This window comes from Glycomyces buryatensis (genome assembly GCF_004912275.1).
Lineage (GTDB): Bacteria > Actinomycetota > Actinomycetes > Mycobacteriales > Micromonosporaceae > Glycomyces > Glycomyces buryatensis.
Genome location: NZ_STGY01000007.1, coordinates 101,788 through 120,485 on the forward strand (window position 1 = coordinate 101,788; position 18,698 = coordinate 120,485).

The 18,698-nt window shown below is 69.0% G+C and carries 19 protein-coding genes and 1 pseudogene; 11 read left to right on the forward strand and 9 right to left on the reverse strand.

Annotation, left to right across the window (positions count from 1 at the left end; genetic code table 11):
* Nucleotides 1-149: 149 nt before the first annotated feature.
* Both FAB82_RS02680 and nucS read left to right on the forward strand, forming a co-directional pair.
* The gene (locus FAB82_RS02680) at nt 150-839 is read left to right on the forward strand and encodes a nucleoside/nucleotide kinase family protein (RefSeq protein ID WP_136532994.1); all 690 of its coding nucleotides are present in this window, start codon (nt 150-152) and stop codon (nt 837-839) included.
* A gap of 59 nt (nt 840-898) precedes the next feature.
* Nucleotides 899-1,564 carry an endonuclease NucS gene (nucS, locus tag FAB82_RS02685; protein ID WP_136532995.1) on the forward strand — a complete coding sequence of 222 codons (666 nt, stop codon included), beginning with the start codon at nt 899-901 and terminating at the stop codon, nt 1,562-1,564.
* A 50-nt stretch (nt 1,565-1,614) separates the two neighbouring features.
* Here the strand turns inward: nucS and FAB82_RS02690 are convergent, their stop codons facing one another.
* Nucleotides 1,615-2,049 carry a hypothetical protein gene (locus tag FAB82_RS02690; protein ID WP_136532996.1) on the reverse strand — a complete coding sequence of 145 codons (435 nt, stop codon included), beginning with the start codon at nt 2,047-2,049 and terminating at the stop codon, nt 1,615-1,617.
* A gap of 253 nt (nt 2,050-2,302) precedes the next feature.
* On the opposite strand from FAB82_RS02690, the gene FAB82_RS02695 reads away from it, so the two are divergent.
* The 3 genes and pseudogenes from FAB82_RS02695 to FAB82_RS28510 all read left to right on the forward strand — a co-directional run.
* Entirely contained in the window at nt 2,303-3,391 is a 1,089-nt protein-coding gene (locus FAB82_RS02695; protein WP_136532997.1) for a mannose-1-phosphate guanylyltransferase, read from the forward strand.
* 8 nt (nt 3,392-3,399) lie between these two features.
* The gene (locus tag FAB82_RS02700; RefSeq protein ID WP_136532998.1) at nt 3,400-3,918 is read left to right on the forward strand and encodes a hypothetical protein; all 519 of its coding nucleotides are present in this window, start codon (nt 3,400-3,402) and stop codon (nt 3,916-3,918) included.
* 302 nt (nt 3,919-4,220) lie between these two features.
* A pseudogene (locus FAB82_RS28510) lies at nt 4,221-4,472 on the forward strand (WhiB family transcriptional regulator); the annotation flags it as partial.
* Nucleotides 4,473-4,771: 299 nt separating this feature from the next.
* On the opposite strand, the gene FAB82_RS02710 reads toward FAB82_RS28510, so the two are convergent.
* Complete coding sequence (locus tag FAB82_RS02710) at nt 4,772-5,203, reverse strand: metallopeptidase family protein (RefSeq protein ID WP_246039419.1); 432 nt, start codon at nt 5,201-5,203, stop codon at nt 4,772-4,774.
* A gap of 120 nt (nt 5,204-5,323) precedes the next feature.
* On the opposite strand from FAB82_RS02710, the gene FAB82_RS02715 reads away from it, so the two are divergent.
* The 5 genes from FAB82_RS02715 to manA all read left to right on the forward strand — a co-directional run bounded on the left by FAB82_RS02715 (nt 5,324) and on the right by manA (nt 9,822).
* Nucleotides 5,324-5,740 carry a DUF3499 domain-containing protein gene (locus tag FAB82_RS02715; protein ID WP_136533000.1) on the forward strand — a complete coding sequence of 139 codons (417 nt, stop codon included), beginning with the start codon at nt 5,324-5,326 and terminating at the stop codon, nt 5,738-5,740.
* Nucleotides 5,741-5,828: 88 nt separating this feature from the next.
* Nucleotides 5,829-7,208 (forward strand): phosphomannomutase/phosphoglucomutase, encoded by a 1,380-nt coding sequence (locus FAB82_RS02720; protein ID WP_136533001.1) that lies wholly within the window; start codon nt 5,829-5,831, stop codon nt 7,206-7,208.
* A 7-nt stretch (nt 7,209-7,215) separates the two neighbouring features.
* A complete protein-coding gene (locus FAB82_RS02725; protein WP_136533002.1) occupies nt 7,216-7,395 on the forward strand; it encodes a Trm112 family protein in 180 nt (59 codons plus the stop codon).
* A gap of 4 nt (nt 7,396-7,399) precedes the next feature.
* The gene (locus FAB82_RS02730) at nt 7,400-8,593 is read left to right on the forward strand and encodes an SIS domain-containing protein (protein WP_136533003.1); all 1,194 of its coding nucleotides are present in this window, start codon (nt 7,400-7,402) and stop codon (nt 8,591-8,593) included.
* A gap of 59 nt (nt 8,594-8,652) precedes the next feature.
* Complete coding sequence (gene manA, locus FAB82_RS02735; protein ID WP_136533004.1) at nt 8,653-9,822, forward strand: mannose-6-phosphate isomerase, class I; 1,170 nt, start codon at nt 8,653-8,655, stop codon at nt 9,820-9,822.
* A 151-nt stretch (nt 9,823-9,973) separates the two neighbouring features.
* Here manA and FAB82_RS02740 read toward each other — a convergent pair whose 3' ends face one another.
* Nucleotides 9,974-11,008, reverse strand: a complete 1,035-nt coding sequence (locus FAB82_RS02740; RefSeq protein ID WP_168801388.1) for a GNAT family N-acetyltransferase — start codon at nt 11,006-11,008, stop codon at nt 9,974-9,976.
* 313 nt (nt 11,009-11,321) lie between these two features.
* On the opposite strand from FAB82_RS02740, the gene ahcY reads away from it, so the two are divergent.
* Complete coding sequence (gene ahcY, locus FAB82_RS02745; RefSeq protein ID WP_136533006.1) at nt 11,322-12,770, forward strand: adenosylhomocysteinase; 1,449 nt, start codon at nt 11,322-11,324, stop codon at nt 12,768-12,770.
* A gap of 104 nt (nt 12,771-12,874) precedes the next feature.
* On the opposite strand, the gene FAB82_RS02750 is transcribed toward ahcY, so the two are convergent.
* From FAB82_RS02750 to FAB82_RS02775, 6 genes are all read right to left on the reverse strand, one after another.
* Nucleotides 12,875-13,111 (reverse strand): hypothetical protein, encoded by a 237-nt coding sequence (locus FAB82_RS02750; protein WP_136533007.1) that lies wholly within the window; start codon nt 13,109-13,111, stop codon nt 12,875-12,877.
* A 117-nt stretch (nt 13,112-13,228) separates the two neighbouring features.
* Nucleotides 13,229-14,122 (reverse strand): serine hydrolase, encoded by an 894-nt coding sequence (locus tag FAB82_RS02755; protein WP_136533008.1) that lies wholly within the window; start codon nt 14,120-14,122, stop codon nt 13,229-13,231.
* 223 nt (nt 14,123-14,345) lie between these two features.
* On the reverse strand, nt 14,346-15,524 hold the full coding sequence (moeZ, locus tag FAB82_RS02760; RefSeq protein ID WP_136533009.1) for an adenylyltransferase/sulfurtransferase MoeZ: 1,179 nt from the start codon (nt 15,522-15,524) through the stop codon (nt 14,346-14,348).
* 179 nt (nt 15,525-15,703) lie between these two features.
* Nucleotides 15,704-16,564, reverse strand: coding sequence for a DUF3152 domain-containing protein (locus FAB82_RS02765; RefSeq protein WP_136533010.1), 861 nt, complete (start codon nt 16,562-16,564; stop codon nt 15,704-15,706).
* Nucleotides 16,561-17,562 carry an alpha/beta fold hydrolase gene (locus FAB82_RS02770; RefSeq protein ID WP_136533011.1) on the reverse strand — a complete coding sequence of 334 codons (1,002 nt, stop codon included), beginning with the start codon at nt 17,560-17,562 and terminating at the stop codon, nt 16,561-16,563. The genes FAB82_RS02765 and FAB82_RS02770 overlap by 4 nt, the downstream gene beginning before the upstream one ends.
* 5 nt (nt 17,563-17,567) lie before the next feature.
* On the reverse strand, nt 17,568-18,524 hold the full coding sequence (locus FAB82_RS02775) for a hypothetical protein (RefSeq protein WP_136533012.1): 957 nt from the start codon (nt 18,522-18,524) through the stop codon (nt 17,568-17,570).
* Nucleotides 18,525-18,698 lie beyond the last annotated feature (174 nt).

Below are 18,698 nucleotides of genomic sequence, written 5' to 3' on the forward strand. Positions count from 1 at the left end.
CCACTCCCCGATGTCGTTCGTTCCGCGTCCCGGTCGGGACCCCTCGGCCAGAAGCCTAGAACCTGGAGTGCACTCCAAGCCAAACGGACAGCTCATCCCCGGACCGGTCCGCTGCCACGCTGCCCATCGCCCTCGGCTAATTTCGGCGGGTGACGAACGAAGGCGATGAAGCGGTATCGGTCGAAAAGCTCGAAGCGGCGGACCTGCTGAAGCGGGTCCGCTCGCTGTCCGGTGGCGGGCGCCGCGTCCTGATCGGCATCGCCGGCTCGCCCGGCGCGGGCAAGTCGACCGTCGCGCAGTGGCTGGCTCGCGCGCTCGACCCGGAGGGCCGCCGCGCGGTCTGGGTCCCCTTGGACGGCTTCCACCTCGCCGATGCCGAGCTGGTCCGTCTGGGTCGCGCGGATCGCAAGGGCGCCATCGACACCTTCGACGGCCACGGCTACCGCGACCTGCTCAGCCGCCTCGCCACCGACCGCGATGCCATCGTCTACGCCCCGGCCTTCGACCGCGACATCGAACAGCCCATCGCCGGCTCCATCCCCGTCTTCCCCGAAACCGACTTCGTCGTCACCGAGGGCAACTACCTCCTGGACGACGACGCCCCCTGGCCCGCCGTCCGCAAGGCGCTCACCGAATCCTGGTACTGCCAGACCCACGAACCGACCCGCCTCACCCGCCTCATAGCCCGCCACGAACGCTTCGGCAAGTCCCCCACCGAAGCCCGCCAATGGGTCCGGGCGGTGGACGAGGCCAATGCCCGGAGAATCCGGGGGTCCAGGGCCCGAGCCGACCTGGTCTTCGACTACGAGACCCTGGGCCTTTCCCCCGGCCCCGCCTGACGACTCGGCCCGGACCGGCAGAGCCGGGCGCACCGGACGGCACAGGTAGGGTGCTGGGCATGCGTTTGGTTGTCGCTCGGTGCGAAGTCGATTACACGGGGCGTCTCTCCGCCCACCTGCCCATGGCCCCTCGCGTCCTCATGATGAAGGCGGACGGCAGCTTCCTCGTCCACTCCGACGGCGGGTCCTACAAGCCGCTGAACTGGATGACGCCGCCGTGCACGATCGTCGAGGACGAGAAGCTGTGGACGGTGACCTCGAAGAAGTCGGGCGACCAGCTCAAAGTCACCATCGACGAGATCCTGCACGACTCCTCGCACGAGCTGGGGATCGACCCGGGGTTGCAGAAGGACGGGGTCGAGGCGCACCTGCAGGAGCTGCTGGCCGCCGACACCGCTCCGCTCGGGAAGGGCTGGTCGCTGGTGCGGCGGGAGTTCCCGACCGCGATCGGGCCGGTGGACCTCATGTGCCGCAACTCCGACGGGAAGCACGTCGCCGTCGAGATCAAGCGCCGCGGGGAGATCGACGGGGTCGAGCAGCTGACCCGGTATCTCGAACTGCTCAATCGCGATCCGCTCCTGGCGCCCGTCGAGGGCATCTTCGCCGCGCAGGCGATCAAGCCGCAGGCCCGCGTGCTGGCGGAGGACCGGGGCATCCGGTGTGTGGTGCTCGACTACGACGACATGCGCGGCGCGATCGACGAGTCGCAGCCGAGGCTGTTCTAGGACAGGGAAAAGGGCCGCGGCACCGCCGCGGCCCGAACGTCGGGGTGGCGCTAGCCGCCGAAGATCCCCCACTCCTCGAAGGCGTCCCAGACGGCCTGGCAGTCCGCCTCGGTGCTTCCCTCGGCCTGGCACGAGGCCATGAACTCGGATTCCGACTGGGAGCCGACCTGGTCGGAGGCCTCCGAAAAGGCGTTCACCAGAAATGCCGTCCACGCGATCGTGACGGCGAGCGCGACGACTCCCAGGATCAGGCCGGTGATGCCGGTGCCCTTGCCCTTGCCGCCGCGCTTGCCGCTCGTGGCGATGCCGACGATGCCGAAGATGACGGCGAGGAGGCCGGGCAGGAGCGAGGTGAGCAGGTTGAAGAGCGGAATCCAGCACAGGCCCGCGGAGATCAGGCCGAGGACCAGAGCGGCGACGCCGAATCCGTTGCTCTGCTTCACAGGCGGGGCGTAAGCGGCGGGCGGGGCGGGTGGGTATGCCACGGGGACTCCTATGTATCAGTGAACGTGTCGGGGCGGGGCTGCCGTGAGTCTATTGGAGGGCCGCCATTGTCGAACTGCCCGGACGGGCCTGGGAACGCGAGAGGCTCCTCACTTGAGCGCAGCGGGTCCGTCCCGCCACCGCACGTCACCACCGGGCGGCGAATCGCCCCGGCAAGCGATATCTCACGCCTTGGCCGGGCCGGGCCGAGACCGGGTGAAGCGGCACGTTGTGACGGCATGAAAGACTGAGTCCATGCTTCACGCGGTGGTCCCCGCAGGCGGCTCCGGAACCCGGCTCTGGCCCCTGTCGCGCGCGCAACGACCCAAGTTCCTGCTGCCCCTGACCGGCTCCGAGTCCTCGCTCCTCCAGTCGACGGTCGAGCGGGTGCGGCGGCTGTCCGACCCCGGCCGCGTCTACGTCGTCACCGGCGCCGCGCACGCCGTCGACGTGGCCCGCCAGCTCCCCGAGGTGCCCGGCGACAATATCCTCGTCGAGCCCTCCCCCAGGGACTCCGCCGCGGCCATCAGCCTCGCGGCCGCCGTCATCGCCGAACGCGAACCCAAGGCCGTCATGGGGTCCTTCGCCGCCGACCACCTCGTGCCCGACGGCGAGGCCTTCGCCAAGACCGTTGAAAAGGCGATGGAGCTGGCCGAGTCCGGCCTGCTCATGACCATCGGCATCACCCCCACCGGCCCCGACACCGGCCTGGGCTACCTGCGCCTCGGCGCGGGTGTCGGCCCCGGCTACCAACTCGACGCGTTCGTGGAGAAGCCCGACCAGGTCTCGGCCGTCGAGTACGTCTCCTCGGGAAACTACCTGTGGAACGCCGGCATGTTCGTCTGGCGCGTCGACGTATTCCTCGACGAGCTCGCCCGCCACCGCCCGGCCCTCCACGAGGCCGTCCGGACCCTCGCCGCCGCATGGGATTCCAATGACCGCGAGGCCCTCTTCGCCAAGCTGTGGCCGACCCTGGAGCGGATCTCCATCGACTACGCCGTCATGGAGCCGGCCGCCGCCGCGGGCAAGGTCGGCGTCGTCCCCGGCGACTTCGACTGGCACGACGTCGGCGACTACGACACCCTCGGCCGAGTCCTCAAGGCCGCCGACAAGGTCGGCAATGTCATCGTCGACGCCAGCGGCTCGGGCGAAGCGCTCCTGACCGAGTCGAAACGCAATGTCGTCGTCCCCGCCTCCGGCCGCATCGTCGCCACCGTCGGCGTCGACGACCTCATCATCGTCGACACCCCCGACGCGCTCCTGGTATGCCCGCGCGACCGTGCCCAGGAGGTCAAGGCCGTTGTGGAGGAACTGAAACAGACCGGCAGGACTGATCTGGTGTAATTGCGGCCATGCAGTCCGTGCCATCCAACCAGCGTCGCCGCACCGCCGTCGCCGTCGTCCTGCTCGCCTGCGCGACGATCTTCATCGCGGTCGCGGTGTCCCAGTGGCTGTTCGGGTTCGGGCTCGACCCCCGCGACGACTCGATCCGCCGCGCCGCAGGCCTCGGATTCACCGACACCGCCCGGCAGACCCTCTTCTCGGTCATCCCCCTGGCCGCTCCCGCGCTCGCCGTCTGGCTGCAACCCGGACGGGTGATTGGCCGCTGGGCCCAAGTCCTTTACGTCGCCTACCTCGTTATCGGTTTGCTGCTGGCATTGTCGGCGGCACGGTACGGATTCGACGAGACGAGGCAACTGGCCGAAGAGGGACAGGTCTTCATCGACGCCCGGGCCGCGGTCGAACGACTGCTGCTCGACACGGTGTGGTTGGCCCTCGCCGGTATGGGACTGCTGTTCGCACGCCGGGCCGGGTCCCGCCAGCGATCCTCCACAGCGGACCCGGCAGATTCGGGGTCCCCCAAAGAGTGAGTCTGAGGGGTCCTTCAATCAACGGGGTCACTGTGCGCTATCGTCTGGTATCGAACCGTTATCGAATAGCGATGAGCACTCATCGTCCATACAGATGAGTCGAGCGGCGCGGCCCCATCTTCAGGCCGCCCGCGGGCACCAAGACCGCTAAATACAGCGGGCCCGCGAGGTCCCGCTGTAGGCCCGTACGCGTTATCGGGGAGGAAACGCGTCCCGGCCTCGGTCTGACATCCGGTGCCCTGCAAGTGATTGCAAGGGGGGAGCACCGGCTTGCCGGTGCGCGAACGAGGAGGCGGACGCATATGGACGGCCGTGACTACTTGGCCGACCTGTTGGGTAACGTTCCGGAGTGGCAGGCTCGCGCATTGTGCGCGCAGACCGACCCGGAGGCGTTCTTCCCCGAAAAAGGGGGGTCGACGCGAGATGCCAAACGCATCTGCGCGCGATGCGAGGTCAAGGAGAACTGTCTGCAATACGCACTCGAACACGATGAGCGGTTCGGTATCTGGGGCGGACTGTCCGAACGGGAGCGCCGCAAGATCAAGCGGCAGGCCCGCGAGGCAGCGAGGCGCCGGACCGAACGCCTGATGCCGGTGGTGGTGTGCCTACCGGCCCCGATGATCAACCCCGAACTGGAACCGCAGTTCGCCCTGGCATCGGAGCCGATGCCGGTCGGCTCGGTGCTGGTCGACGACCTGGTCGAACCGAGAGTCGCCCCCGAAAGGGAACGAATCCCGGTGGCGGCCTAGGCCTTACAAAGGCCGGAACCCTACTACGAGCAATGAAGGGGCGGGACGACGATGTCCCGTCCCTTCGCCGTGCGCGCGATACCCGCGGGTCATCGCGGGCCAACTCACGGCTCGAGCTCCTCCGGCGGCAGATTCAGCAGCGACGCCAACTGCTCGGCGAGCACCGACCGCACCAGCAGCTCCATCTCGACCCTGCCCTCAGCCCGCAGCTCGATCGGTTTGCGGTACAAGACGATGCGCGGCGCCGAGGCGGACGTCCCCGGCTGCCCCGGGTAGAGCTTCGACAGCGGGACCCCCCGGTCCTCCACGACGTCGGCGTCGTACGACTGCGACGGCGGCGGCACCTCGTCCACTGCGAACTCCACGTGACGCAGGCTGGAGAACTTCGGCCCCACCGAATCCGACAGCTGCCGCTCGATCGCCACCACCGTCTCCATGACGACCGCGTCGAACACCTCGACCGACGTGCGTCGCATCGGCAGCGCTCTCGGCGCCAGGGGCCCCCGCATGCCCCGGCCGTGACGATCTCTCCGCATGCGCCCCACCATAGCTTCCTTGCGGCGCTCCGGCGGTCCCCGAGGAACGTGGCGCACGAATCTGCTCTGCCCACTGCTCAGCGCCACCGAGTTCACCGGTGCGAGTGGTAGTTTCGTGGTGTGAGGTCGGATCGGCGTTGCTCTCGGAACGGTTGCCGCCAGCCGGCGGTGGCCACATTGACATATATCTACTCGGATTCCACTGCGGTGGTCGGGCCGCTCGCCACAACACGCGAGCCCCACAGCTATGACCTGTGCGATGCCCACGCACGGAGGCTCACGGTGCCACATGGCTGGGAGCTGGTGCGCCATCAAGGCGACTACGCCGTGCCCATGCCCACCGACGATGACCTGGTGGCCTTGGCCAATGCCGTCCGCGAGGCGGCGGTCGGCGACCGGTCGGAACCGGAACCGCCCGTGCCCTCCGGCGACGGCGCACCGCGGCAGGGACTGCGTCCCGGCCCGGCCGGCGGCGCGGTCTCGAGTGCCCGGCGTCACCTCCGGGTCGTGGCCGGCGACGAGGAGTCGCAGCGCTAGTCTCGATGGCAAACGCCGAACCCCCCGGCCCATAGCGGCACCGCGCACCTCTTTGCATCCGGACCCTCCGAAAGGCGGACACTCTCCAGTGGCTCCCCAGCTCAGCGAATTCGTGAAGGCATACGACGTCCGCGGACTCGTCGGTTCCCAGCTCACGCCCGAGGTCATGGAGGCGATAGGCGCGGCCGCCGTCGCCGTGACCGGCGAGCTGAAGTGGGCCGTCGGCCACGACATGCGCGACTCCGGCCCCGATTTCGCCGCGGCGTTCGCGCGCGGCGCGACCGCCGCCGGAGCCAGCGTCCTGGACGCCGGACTGTGCTCGACCGACATGCTCTACTTCATCGCCGGCTCGCGCGACGTGGCCGGGGCGATGTTCACCGCCAGCCACAACCCGGCCGAGTACAACGGCCTGAAGATGTGCCTGCCGGCCGCCCGCCCCATCGGGCTGGACACGGGCCTGGCCGACATCCGCGACAAGGCGCAGGCGATCCTCGACGGGGAGCCCGCGCCCGTCGCCGAGACGCCCGGTGCCGTTGCACGCGAGGACTTCCTGGCCGCCTACGCCGACTACATGCGCCACCTGGTCGACCTGTCGGGCATCCGCCCGCTCAAGGTCGTCGTGGACGCCGGCAACGGCATGGGCGGCTACACCGTCCCGGCAGTCCTGGGAGACCAGCTCCTCGCCGCGCTCCCGCTCGACATCGACGAGCTCTACTTCGAACTCGACGGGACCTTCCCCAACCATGAGGCCAATCCGCTGGAGCCGGCCAACATCGTCGACCTCCAGGCCCGCGTCAAGGAGACCGGCGCCGACCTCGGTCTGGCCTTCGACGGCGACGCCGACCGCTGCTTCGTGGTCGACGCCGACGGCGAGCCCGTCACGCCCTCGGCGATCACCGCGCTCATCGCCACCCGCGAACTGGCCAAGCACCCCGGCAGCGCCATCTGCCACAACCTCATCACCTCCAAGGCCGTCCCCGAGATCGTCACCGAGGCCGGCGGCCGGCCGCTGCGCACCCGCGTGGGCCACTCCTACATCAAGGCCGTCATGGCCGAAGAGGACGCGATCTTCGGCGGCGAGCACTCGGCCCACTACTACTTCAAGGACTTCTGGTTCGCCGACACCGGCATGCTCGCCGCGATGCACGTCCTCGCGGCTGTCGGCGAAGGCGACCGCAGCGCCTCGGATCTCGCGAACGAGTTCGTCCGCTACGTCGCCTCCGGAGAGATCAACTCCAAGGTCACCGACCCGAACGCGAAGATCGAAGAGGTCGCCGCGCAGTACGCTGCCAGCGAAGGGGTCACGACCGACCGGCTCGACGGCCTGACCGTCGCGTTCAATGACGGCTCCTGGGCCAACCTGCGCCCGTCCAACACCGAACCGCTGCTGCGTCTCAACGTCGAAGGGCCCGACCCGGCTTCGATGGAGCGGCTGCGCGACGACATCCTCCGCATCGTAAGGAACTGAACCGCCCATGCCCGCAACATCACCGGCACCCATCCTGCTCGAACTGCTGCGTTGCCCCGAACCGCACCACGCACCCCTCGCTTACGACCGAGAGGCCAACTGCCTCACCTGTTCTGAATGCGACAAGGTGTTCCGAGTGGAGGACGGCATCCCGGTGATGCTCCTCGACTCCGTCAAGGAGGAATAACAGCATGGGTCCAGACGACGACGGCGTGGCAGGCATCACCGGCGACCGGCTCCCCGACGAGCGGCGCATCGAAGGCGACCTGAGCGAATCGACCAATCCCGGCGGCGCCCTGTGGGCACTCGCCTCCGCCGGACCGCAACTGCGCGAATCGGCCGCGCTCGCGGCGGACGCCGGACTCGGCGTCCTCGCCGACGAGGGCCGCCCCAGAGCGATCGTCGTCGCGGGTGTCGGCACTGCCGCCCGCACCGGCGACATCCTCGCCACGGTGGCTGGGCCCCGCTGCCCGGTCCCCGTCCTGGGCCACCGCTCCGCCGGCGTGCCCGGCTGGGTCGGCGCCGCCGACGTGGTCCTGGCCGTCTCCGCCTCCGGGCGCAGCCCCGAGGCCCTCGCCGCCGCCGAGGCCGCCGCCCGCCGCGGCGCCCGCCTGGTCGCCATCGGCGCCCCCGACTCCGAACTCCAGGCCGTGGCCGAGCGCGCCCGCGCCCCGTACGTGGCCGTACCGCGCCGCGCGCCCGCACGGCTCTCCTTGTGGGCCTTGACGATTCCGGTGCTTCTGGCGGCTCGCGAGCTGGGTCTGGTGCACGTCAACGAGGCCGACATCGCCGAGACCGCCAGGCGGCTCGACGAGGACGCCGAGCGCTGCCGGGCCGACACGGACGCCTACGTCAATCCCGCCAAGGCGCTGGCGATGAACCTCGCCGGGTCGATCCCGGTCGTGTGGGGTTCGAGCCCGCTCGCGGGCGTGGCGGCCCGACGCATGGGCGACATGCTCGCCGCGAACTCCCGCTACCCGGTCATCTCGGGCGAGCTCGGCGAGGTCGGGCGCGGCCGGGTGGGCCTGCTCGACGGGGTCTTCGGCTCGCTCGCCGAGGGTAAGAAGGACATCTTCGCCGACTCCGAGGACGACGAGCTGACGCGGCTGCGGATCGTGCTCATGCGCGACGACGGCCTCGACGGCGACGACACCGCCCCCAAGCCCGACACCCGGCGCGCCGACGCCGTCGCCGACCTGGCCGGACGCCGGGGCATCCGCTGCGACGTCATCCCCGCCGAGGGCGGCTGCGCGCTGGAGCGGCTCGCCTCGCTCATCGCGGTTCCGGACTTCGCGTCGGTCTATCTCGCCCTTGCGCACGGCCTCGACCCGATGCGCGTCCCGGCCGTCTCCGAACTCAAGGACCAGACGGTCGGCGGCGATTAGGGCCGGAAGGTGAACAGTTACAGTTGACTCCTCTGGGTTCGAAACAGTGAGGAGCGGCCGTGCAGAGGCTTGACGGCGTAATCCGCAACTACGCATGGGGATCACAGGTCGACCTCGCCAAACTGCAGGGTCGGGAGGTCCCCGCCGAGCTGCCGGAGGCCGAGGAGTGGTTCGGGGCTCACCCCACCGCCCCTTCGATCCTGGACGACGGCCGCCCGCTCGACGACGCCATCGCCTCCGAGCCGGCCCGGTTCCTGGGCCGGCGGGTGCTGGACGAGTTCGGTCCGCGGCTGCCGTTCCTGCTCAAGCTCCTCGCGGCCGACAAGCCGCTCTCGATCCAGGCGCACCCCAACTCGCGCCAGGCCCACTCGGGCCACACGCGCGAGCTGCGCATCGGCATCGACGCAGCCTTTCGCAATTATGTGGACGGCAATCACAAGCCGGAGCTGATCGTCGCGCTCACCGACTTCCGGGCCCTGTGCGGTTTCCGGGACCCGCTGGTCGCCGCCGACGAGATCGAGGCGCTCGGGGTGAGCGGCCTGGAGAAGCTGGTGACGACGTTGCGCGACAGCAGTTCCGGGCTGCGTCGGGCCGTCCCGGACCTGCTCGGCCTGGACCGCGACGAATGCCGCGAGATCATCGCGGCCGCCGCCAAGGCCGCCACCGCGATGCACGCCTCGGGCGCGGCGAACGAGTCCGGGAGCGACGCGGTGCTGATCGAGCTGGCCCGCTTCTACCCGGACGATCCGGGTGTCCTGGTGAGCCTGCTGCTCAACCACCTGAGGCTGGAGCCGGGCGAGGCGGTCTACATGCCCGCCGGGAACCTGCACGCGTATCTCAAGGGCTTCGGCGTGGAGATCATGGCCGCCAGCGACAATGTGCTGCGCGGCGGCCTGACGAGCAAGCGGGTCAATGTGCCGGAGCTGCTGCGGGTCTTGGACTTCCGCACGATGCCGGAGCCGCGCGCGATCGTGCACGACGAGGGCCCGGTCCGCGACTGGCCGGTCCCGATCGACGACTTCGCGCTGCGCCGCATCAAGGTCGGCTCCGAGCCGCAGTCATTCACAGTGGACGGACCGCGGATCTGCCTGTGCACGGGCGGAACGGTGACGGTGGCCGACGCCGGCGGAGAGCTCACGCTCACCCCGGGCCATGCGGCCTTCTCGGAGGCGGCGGCCGAAACCCTCACGGTCACAGGCGAAGGCGAACTGTTCCTCGCCACGGTCTGAACGCGGGCACGCCGAAGCAGGTAGTCCAAGGGGGCCCCTACGCAAACGATAGCGCCGGGGTACGACACCCGAGCGCCCCTACGCCGACGAAAGACCGGCCCGGCCGCAGTGCGGCCGGGCCGTTTCCCATTGCAACGCGGGAACTCTCGGCTCAGGAGAGCTTCTTCTGCACGTCGAGGTCGCGGCACAGGGGGCGGTAGCCCATCGCCTCGTTGATGGCGATCATGTGGTCGTTGACCTCGGCGTTCCAGGTGTGGACGTAGCGGATCTGCGGGCGGTACCTGCGCAGGAGCCGCTGGTTCGCGATCTTAAGGATCATGCCGAGCCGGTGGCCGCGGTGCTTCTCCTCCACGATCGTGTCCTGCTGCCACGCATGCAGTTCCTCGCCGGGAAGGAGGCAGATGTTCGACATCCCGGCGAGCTCTCCGGACTCGACGTGGACGATCGCGGAGTTGAACTGGGTCTGGCCCCGCTCGATCGCGGTCCACTCGGTATTGCGGATGCGGGCCGCGTCGTAGACGGCGGGGCGGATGTCGAGGTCCTCCCCCATCGGCGGGTCGGTGTACATGCGCTCGTTGAGCATGGCCATGCCGTCGACCAGCTCATCGGGGCACTCGTTGACCCACTGCACGAGTTCGTATCCGGCGGCATTCTCCCAGGCCTCGGCATAGAGCCGGCCGAGTTCGTCGTCGCCGACGAGGGTGAGGTCATTGCGGCGGTGGATTTCCTGGTCGACCACGGCATAACCGCGCGCCTTCGCGAACTCCCGCCCGGAGTGGTCGAAGCGGGGTCCTCCTTCGAGCGATTCGGTCGCGAAGGCGAGGATCGTGTCGCGGCCGAGCTCGGCGGCGCGCCGCTCGGTGAACTCCAGCAGCGCGGTGCCGACGCCCCCGCGACGGTGCTCCGGATGGACCTCCAGCTCGAGTTCGATCAGGTGCTGGTTGTCCCGGTTCGGCATCGAGTACTGAAGCGCCCCGATGACGGCGCCCTCGCGCCGCGCGACATAGCGTTCGACATCGACGGCGGCGGACCACAGCAGGAGCCGGAGGCGCTGGAACGAGGGGCTGGGAAGCGGCTCGCCGGGCAGGTCGTGTGCGGCGACGGCTCGCTGGGTGCCGATCCAGCCGTTGACCAGGTCACGGTCGAGCGGGTCGATCGGAAGGATTTCGATGTCAGAGATGCTCACGCATCTGACCATCTCGCAGATCGGGAAGCGACGCAATCGAATTAGACGGATGCGCCCGGAGCACAAAAAATGTGCCCGGCAGCCACCCCAGACTGCCGGGCACTCCCCCCGGTTTGGTATTGCCGCTTTGCCACCTGAGTGCTTTCCGACCCTGTGGGCCGTCCGCATCTCCGTGACGCTGCGTATCTGCAATATTACCCACCGCCCCAGAAGTGTCAAGCTGAAACGGGGGTTGACTCCAATATTTTTTCCGTGTCGCCCGCCACCACGCCGTTCATCGGGCTGCTCACGCCTGGCGCGTAACATTTCCCCCATGACGAACACGCTGCGTGCCGACGAGTACAAGGTTGCCGACCTCAAGCTGGCCGACTTCGGCCGCCACGAGATCCGCCTGGCCGAACACGAGATGCCCGGCCTCATGGCCCTGCGCGAGCGCTACGGCGCGTCCCAGCCTCTGCAGGGTGCCCGAATCACCGGCTCCCTACACATGACGATCCAGACCGCCGTCCTCATCGAGACGCTCACCGCGCTCGGCGCCGAGGTCCGCTGGGCCTCCTGCAATATCTTCTCCACGCAGGACCACGCCGCCGCCGCGATCGCCGTCGGACCCGCCGGCACTCCCGACAGCCCGCAGGGCGTCCCGGTGTTCGCCTGGAAGGGCGAGTCGCTGGAGGAGTACTGGTGGTGCACCGAGCGGGCGCTCGACTGGGGCGATGCCGAGCCGAACCTGATCCTCGACGACGGCGGCGACGCCACCATGCTCGTCGTCAACGGCGCCCAGTACGAGGCCGACGGAGCCGTCCCGGACGCCTCCACCGCCGAGAGCGAGGAAGAGGCCGTGGTGCTCGCCGTCCTGGCGAAGTCCCTTGAAGAGGACCCGACCCGCTACGGCCGCAAGGCCGCCGCGATCAAGGGCGTCACCGAGGAGACCACCACCGGCGTCCACCGCCTCTACGAGCTGGAGCGCGCGGGCAAACTGCCGTTCCCGGCCATCAACGTGAACGACTCGGTGACGAAGTCGAAGTTCGACAACAAGTACGGCGTGCGGCACTCGCTGCCCGACGGCATCAACCGGGCGACCGACGTCCTCATCGGCGGAAAGACCGTGGTGGTGTGCGGCTACGGCGACGTCGGCAAGGGCTCGGCCGAGGCACTGCGCGGCCAGGGCGCCCGGGTCATCGTGACCGAGGTCGACCCGATCTGCGCGCTCCAGGCCGCGATGGACGGCTACCAGGTGCTGACCCTCGAGGACGCCGTCGGATACGCCGACATCTTCATCACCACGACCGGCAATCGCGACATCATCTCCATCGACCACATGCGTCAGATGAAGCACCAGGCGATCGTCGGCAATATCGGCCACTTCGACAATGAGATCGACATGGCCGGCCTCGCCGCCGAACCCGGCGTCAAGAAGCTCGAGGTCAAGCCGCAGGTCCACGAGTGGCAGTTCGCCGATGGGCGCTCGATCATCGTGCTGAGCGAGGGCCGCCTGCTCAACCTGGGCAACGCGACCGGCCACCCGAGCTTCGTGATGAGCAACAGCTTCACCAACCAGGTGCTGGCCCAGATGGAGCTCAACACCAAGCTCGAGGAGTACCCGATCGGCGTCTACACGCTCCCCAAACAACTCGACGAGGAGGTCGCCCGCCTCCACCTCGACGCCCTCGGGGTCAAGCTGACCACGCTCAGCAAGAAGCAGGCCGACTACATCGGCGTGCAGGTCGAGGGCCCGTACAAGCCGGAGCACTACCGGTACTGAGCGAAGCGAGGGGACGGTAGCGGAAATACAGCCGGTACTGAGCGATTAGCCTCTAACGCGACAGCGGCCCGGACCATTCGGTCCGGGCCGCTTTGCCGTTTCGCTCAGACCACTGCCTTGACGATCACCTCACGGGTGATCTTGGCGAGCTTCTCCACAATCGGGATGCCCTCGGTTCCATTGGCGGCCTTGCTGGTCAGGATCGCCATCCGGATCGACTTCTGGCCGGGGATCCCGATCACCCCGACCGAGTTCACCACCCACAGCCCGCCGAGCGAGGTACGGCTGTCCCAGCCGTTCTTGAGCCATACCGTCTCACCACTCTTGGCAGCGGCCTTCACGCCTGGATACAAAGCGGGACTCACAATGGGCCGCATGGCCATTCGGGAATTGAAAATTCTGTCCTGTTTCGAGGCAACCTCGGGCCTCGGGCCGCACGCACTTTGCGCCGCAAGCGTTTAGAGCTGGTCGATGACCTCGCGGGCGATCTTGGCGATGTCCTCCACGACCGGGATGCCCTCGACGTCGTCCTGCGCGTTGCTGGTCAGAACCGTAAGGCTGATCGGGTCGTCGCCGTCGCCGCCGAGGACGCCGATGGAGTTCACCACCCACAGGCCGCCCAGCTGCGACTCGGTGTCCCAGCCGTTCTTGAGCCAGATCGACTCGCCTTCCTTGGCGGCGGCCGAGATGCCCCAGTTCTGCTCCTCGACCACGCTGCCCATGAGCTCGCGGGCCAGTCCGACCTGGTCGGCGGCGAAAGTCCCCTCGAAGAGGTCGAGTTCGGCGATGATCAGCTGGTCGGCGGCGATCGTGTGGGTCACGCCCCAGCGGCCGTCCTCGTCATTGGTGGTGTTCTGGAGGCCGTAGCGCTCGTGCGCGGCGTGCAGCGCCTCGGTGCCGCCGAGGAAGTTGTACAGCTCGGTGGTCGCGTCGTTGTCGGACTGCGTGATCATGAGCTCCAGCAGTTCACGGTGGTCAACGGTGATGGCCTCGGCGCTGCCGTAGTACTGCAGCATCATCGCCAGGATCTCGGCCTTGACGATCGAGGCGGTGATGTGGGTCTGGTCCGCGTTGTAGTCCAGGTGCATTTCGCCGCGCTCGATGGCAACGGAGGCTTCGATTTCGGTGCCGCTGTCGGCCAGGTAGGCGTCGATCTTCTCGGCCAGTTCGGCTTCGAGGTCTTCCTTCGAGGGGCCGAAGACGGCGGTGAGACCGACCTCGGAGGCATTAGCGGCAATTCCCGCGGCGGCGGCGCCGCCGGCGAGTGCCACCGCGGCGGCCCCGCCGAATCGCATGACGGCGCGGCGCGTGGGACGGAAGCGGGGGTTGCTTGAGTTGTTCTTCCGAATCATGTTGCCAGCCTAGGCATTCGGTGCAAATAGCCGCAATGGCCCCCTTCTTGGAATCCATTGCCGCAGGGTATGGCGGACGCCTCGAAAACGGCGTCACCGGTTGTATCCGGGGCAGAACGAAGAGGCGCCCGGACAAGCCAGACATTCTTTTACACCCGTTACGGGACTGGCATACGAAACGGTTGCCGGGCCACGCGGCCCGGCAACCGTTCGGTGTCGTCGTCTAGTAGGTCGGCAAGCTCGGGTCGACCTGGTTGATCCAGCCGAGCACCCCGCCCTGAACGTGGACGGCATTGCTCAGGCCCGCGGCCTTCGCGGCGGCCAGCGCCTCGGCGGAGCGGACCCCGGCCTTGCAGTAGAACACGGCCTGCCTCTCGGTCGGGAGGTCCTTGAGCGCGGCACCGGAGACGATGTCGCCCTTGGGGATCAGGCGCGAGCCGGGGATCTTGACGATCGCGTACTCGGCGGGCTCGCGGACGTCGATCAGGTCGATGTCGCGGCCTTCCTTGATCCAGGTCTCGAGCTCGCGCGCGGTGATGGTCGAGCCGACGACGGCCTCGGCGGCCTCGTCGGTGACCGAGCCGCAGAAGTCCTCGTAGTCGATGAGCTCGGTGACGGTCGGGTTGTCACCGCATACCGCGCAGTTCGGGTCCTTGCGGATCTTGATCTTGCGGTATTCCATCTCGAGGCCGTCGTAGACCATGAGCGAGCCGACGAGCGGGTCGCCGATGCCGGTGATGACCTTGATGGCCTCGTTGACCTGGATGGAGCCGATCGAGGCGCACAGGACGCCGAGCACGCCGCCCTCGGCGCAGCTGGGCACCATGCCGGGGGGCGGGGGCTCGGGGTAGAGGCAGCGGTAGCACGGGCCCTGGTCGGCCCAGAAGACGCTGGCCTGGCCGTCGAAGCGGAAGATCGAGCCCCACACGTACGGCTTGTTCAGCAGTACGGCGGCGTCGTTGACCATGTAGCGGGTCGCGAAGTTGTCGGTGCCGTCGACGATGAGGTCGTAGTCGGCGAAGATCTCCATGACGTTGTCGTTGTCGAGCACGGTGTTGTGGATGACGACGTTGACGTAGGGGTTGATCTCGCGGATGGAGGCGGCGGCGGACTCGGCCTTGGGGCTGCCGACGTCGGACTGGCCGTGGATGATCTGGCGCTGGAGGTTCGACTCGTCGACGGTGTCGAAGTCGACGATCCCGAGGGTGCCGACTCCGGCCGCGGCGAGGTACATGAGCGCTGGCGAACCGAGTCCACCGGCGCCCACGCAGAGCACGCGGGCGTTCTTGAGGCGTTTCTGGCCGTCCATCCCGACATCCGGGATGATCAGGTGGCGCGAATAGCGGCGCACCTCGTCGACCGACAGGTCGGCGGCGGGTTCGACTAGCGGCGGCAAACTCATATAACCAATAATGCATGTCCACCCACTGGATATTCCAGTGCCTGCGCCGTTGTGCCGGGCTTCACCCGCATCTGTCGCCCCGCCCAGGCGTTCGCCGCGCTCGAGAAACTCGAAAAACTCGCTGTGTCGGACAGCTCGCCCCATACCGGAGGCGCGTCGCTCCGCGGCTTACCGCGGGGTCATTCGTCGGCGTAGTCGTCGGGCGGCAGGTCGGGGCCGCCGTATTCGCCAGCGGGGCCGGAGACGTAGGTCTTGCCGTCGGGATAGGGCCAGGCGTTGCCGGTGCAGCCGGCGAGTTGGAAGGTCTGCTGGGCCATGAGCGGGGAGGGTTCGCCGGCGGCGGGGCAGATTTCGTGGCTGTGGCCGAGGCGGTGGCCGACTTCGTGGTTGATGGCGTATTCGCGGTAGGTCTCGATGGTGCCGTCCCAGTGGTCGACGCCGGTGATCCAGCGGGCGGAGTTGATGACGACCTTGTCGCCGTTGCGGCAGGAGACGGTGGTGTTGGTCGATCCGCACAGCTGCGCGCGCTGATCGGGACTGGCGAGGTAGACGGTGAAGTCGGCGCTGCCTTGGGAGACCTGTTCGAAGCGCCAGGCACCGCCCGAGGTCCAGGAGCGGTCGTCGGCGAGGGTGGCGGCGACGGTGGTGGCGACCTCTTCGACGTCGAGTTGGAGGCCGTTCTCGACTGCGATGTTGTAGCGCAGGAGGGTGCCGGAGGTGCCGGCGATCTCGCCGGGGCGGCCGTCGGCGTAGGTCCAGGTGCCGGTTCCGGAGAAGTAGAGCGGGACGGTGGTGGCGCCTGCGTCGGCGTCGGCGTCTACCTGGGGACTTGCGAGGTCCGGCTCGATGGGGTCGTCAGCGGGGGCGGGGGCGGTGACGCTGCTCGGCAGGGGGGTCTCCAGCGTCTGCGGGTTGGCCTCTCCCGTGGAGTCGACGGCGAAGTAGATTCCCATGCCGGCCATGAGGACGAGGACCGCTGCGAATACCAGGCGCCGCCGCTGGCGGAGCCTCCGATTGCGTTCGAGCCGTCCTTCTGTCACACCGGCGAGTGTAGGTCAGCGGCGGCCTTAATGGGCCCAGGCCCGTCCGATTCGTGAACCTCGTCCAGCAGTCCGGCGACGGCCCTGGCGACTGCCTGCGGTTCCTCCATCATGGCCACGTGTCCGACGCGGTTGAGGATGAGCAGCCGCGAGTCGGGAATGGCGGCGCCGGTGAGCGGGGCCCTCCTGACGTCGATGACGTGGTCCTGTTTGCCCCAGATGACGAGGGTCGGCGCCTGGATCTGCCGGGCGAGGCGCCACAGCGAGTGGGTGCCGGGCACGAAGGACTGGAGGAAGGAGGCGAGCAGGCCCCGGTAGGTCTGGATGTAGGCGCTGTTGTTCCAGGGGACGGCGAGTCGGCGCCGGGCCTCGGCGATGGCTTCGCGTCGCCGCTGCGGGTGAATGCGGGTCGGGTCGGCCCAGGTGCCGAGGATGATGTCGTCGACGACCTGCTGCGGGGTGCGCCCGCGCATGGCCCGGTCGGCGATGAGGGCGAGTTTGGGGACGGCCAGCATGGGCACGAATCTCGACTGGTGGGAGCGGCGCGGGTTGACGAAGGGCATGGCCGGCGAGATGAGGGTGAGGCTGCGGACGAGGCGGGGGCGGGTGGCGGCGAGGTAGACCGAGACCGCCCCGCCCAGCGAATGGCCGGCCAGGTGGACCGGGCCGCGTCCGGATTCGATGATCCAGGCGGCGATGTCCTGGGCCAGGGCCGGGATGGTCACGCGCGGGGCGGGGGCGGAGTGGCCGAAGCCGGGTAGGTCGATCGCGTCGACGGTGAGCCGGTCCGAGAGCATGTCGGCCAGGTCCGTCCAATTCTGAGCCGAGCCGCCGAGTCCGTGGACGAACACCGCCGGTTCGGCGGCGGGGTCGGTGGACGGGGTGTGGCGGATGAAGAGGCGGCGTCGGCTCAGGCGGTGTTCGATGCCGGGCCATGGCGGATGCGGTCGGGTGGGGATGCGGATCGCGGTCTCATCTGCCAGATGTGCCCGTTTCATGGGAGTCAGTGTGCCATTTCGGCAGCGAGTGCGCCCACGGTCGCGGAAACCACCGCCTTGGAGCGTTCGGCGGCGACCACGGCGGCGCCGGCCAGGCGGCGCGGCGTGCGGCCGTCGAGCCACAGGACGACGACCACGGCGGTCTTGACCGGTCCAGTGGAGACGATCGAGGCGTGCTCGACTTCGATGCGGGCGTCGCCCGCGGCGAGGAACGGACGCAGTGCCTCCACTGTGGCCGATGCGGCGGCGCGGTGCACGTGCCAGTCGATCGGCGGCGCGGCGGCGGTGCCGGTCGAGGCCTCCTCCCCCACTGCCAGGGTCACGCTGACCTCCGCGTCGATCCCGGTCGAGTCGATCTCGACGTGGCGCAGCTCCACCTCGCCGACCGCCTGGAACTCGGCGTCGGTGGCGGGCTGGGCCAGGTCGGCCTGGGCCTGTTCGCCGGAGTCGTCGGTGGACTGCGGGCCCGGCTCGGAGGCGCGCTGCTCGGAGACGACGGCGGAGACGGCCCCGTGGACCTCGTCGCGATCGACCCCGTCCTCCAGCATGAGCCGCAGGTTCGGCGAACCGTCGGGGCCGGTCGCGTAGTAGGCGTCGCGCACTCCCGGCACGCTGCGGACCGCTTCGAGCAGCCGCTCGGCGTCGGGGTCGAGCTGGTCGTCCTCCGAGGACACCGGCGGGGTCGGTTCGGGCAGCGGCTGACGCGACGTCGGGGGCGTGCGCGGCGGCATCTGCTCGGTCACCGGCGGACTCGGCACCTCCTGGGGGTGGACCTCGGTCACCTGCTGCGGCTGCTGCGCGAGCGGGTACTGCTCGGTCTGCTCGACCGGGGTCTTCGGCGACGCGGCCGGCCCGGCGGGCGTCGCAGGGGCGCTCGGAGCCGGATTGACCGCCTGGGGGGCACTGGGAACGGGATTGACCGTCTGCGGGGCGCTCGGCGCCGCCTGAGGGGCACTCGGCATCGGCTGCGGCGCGTTCTGAGGAGCGTTCGGCTCGGGCCGGGGCGCGCTCGGCTCGGGCGGCGGCCCGCCAGGTGCCTGGTGTGAACCTGGCTGCCCACCAGGTGCCTGGTTCGCGCCTGGCGCTCCACCAGGTGTCTGGGTCGGGCCGCCAGGCCCGAACTGCCGCTGCTGGAA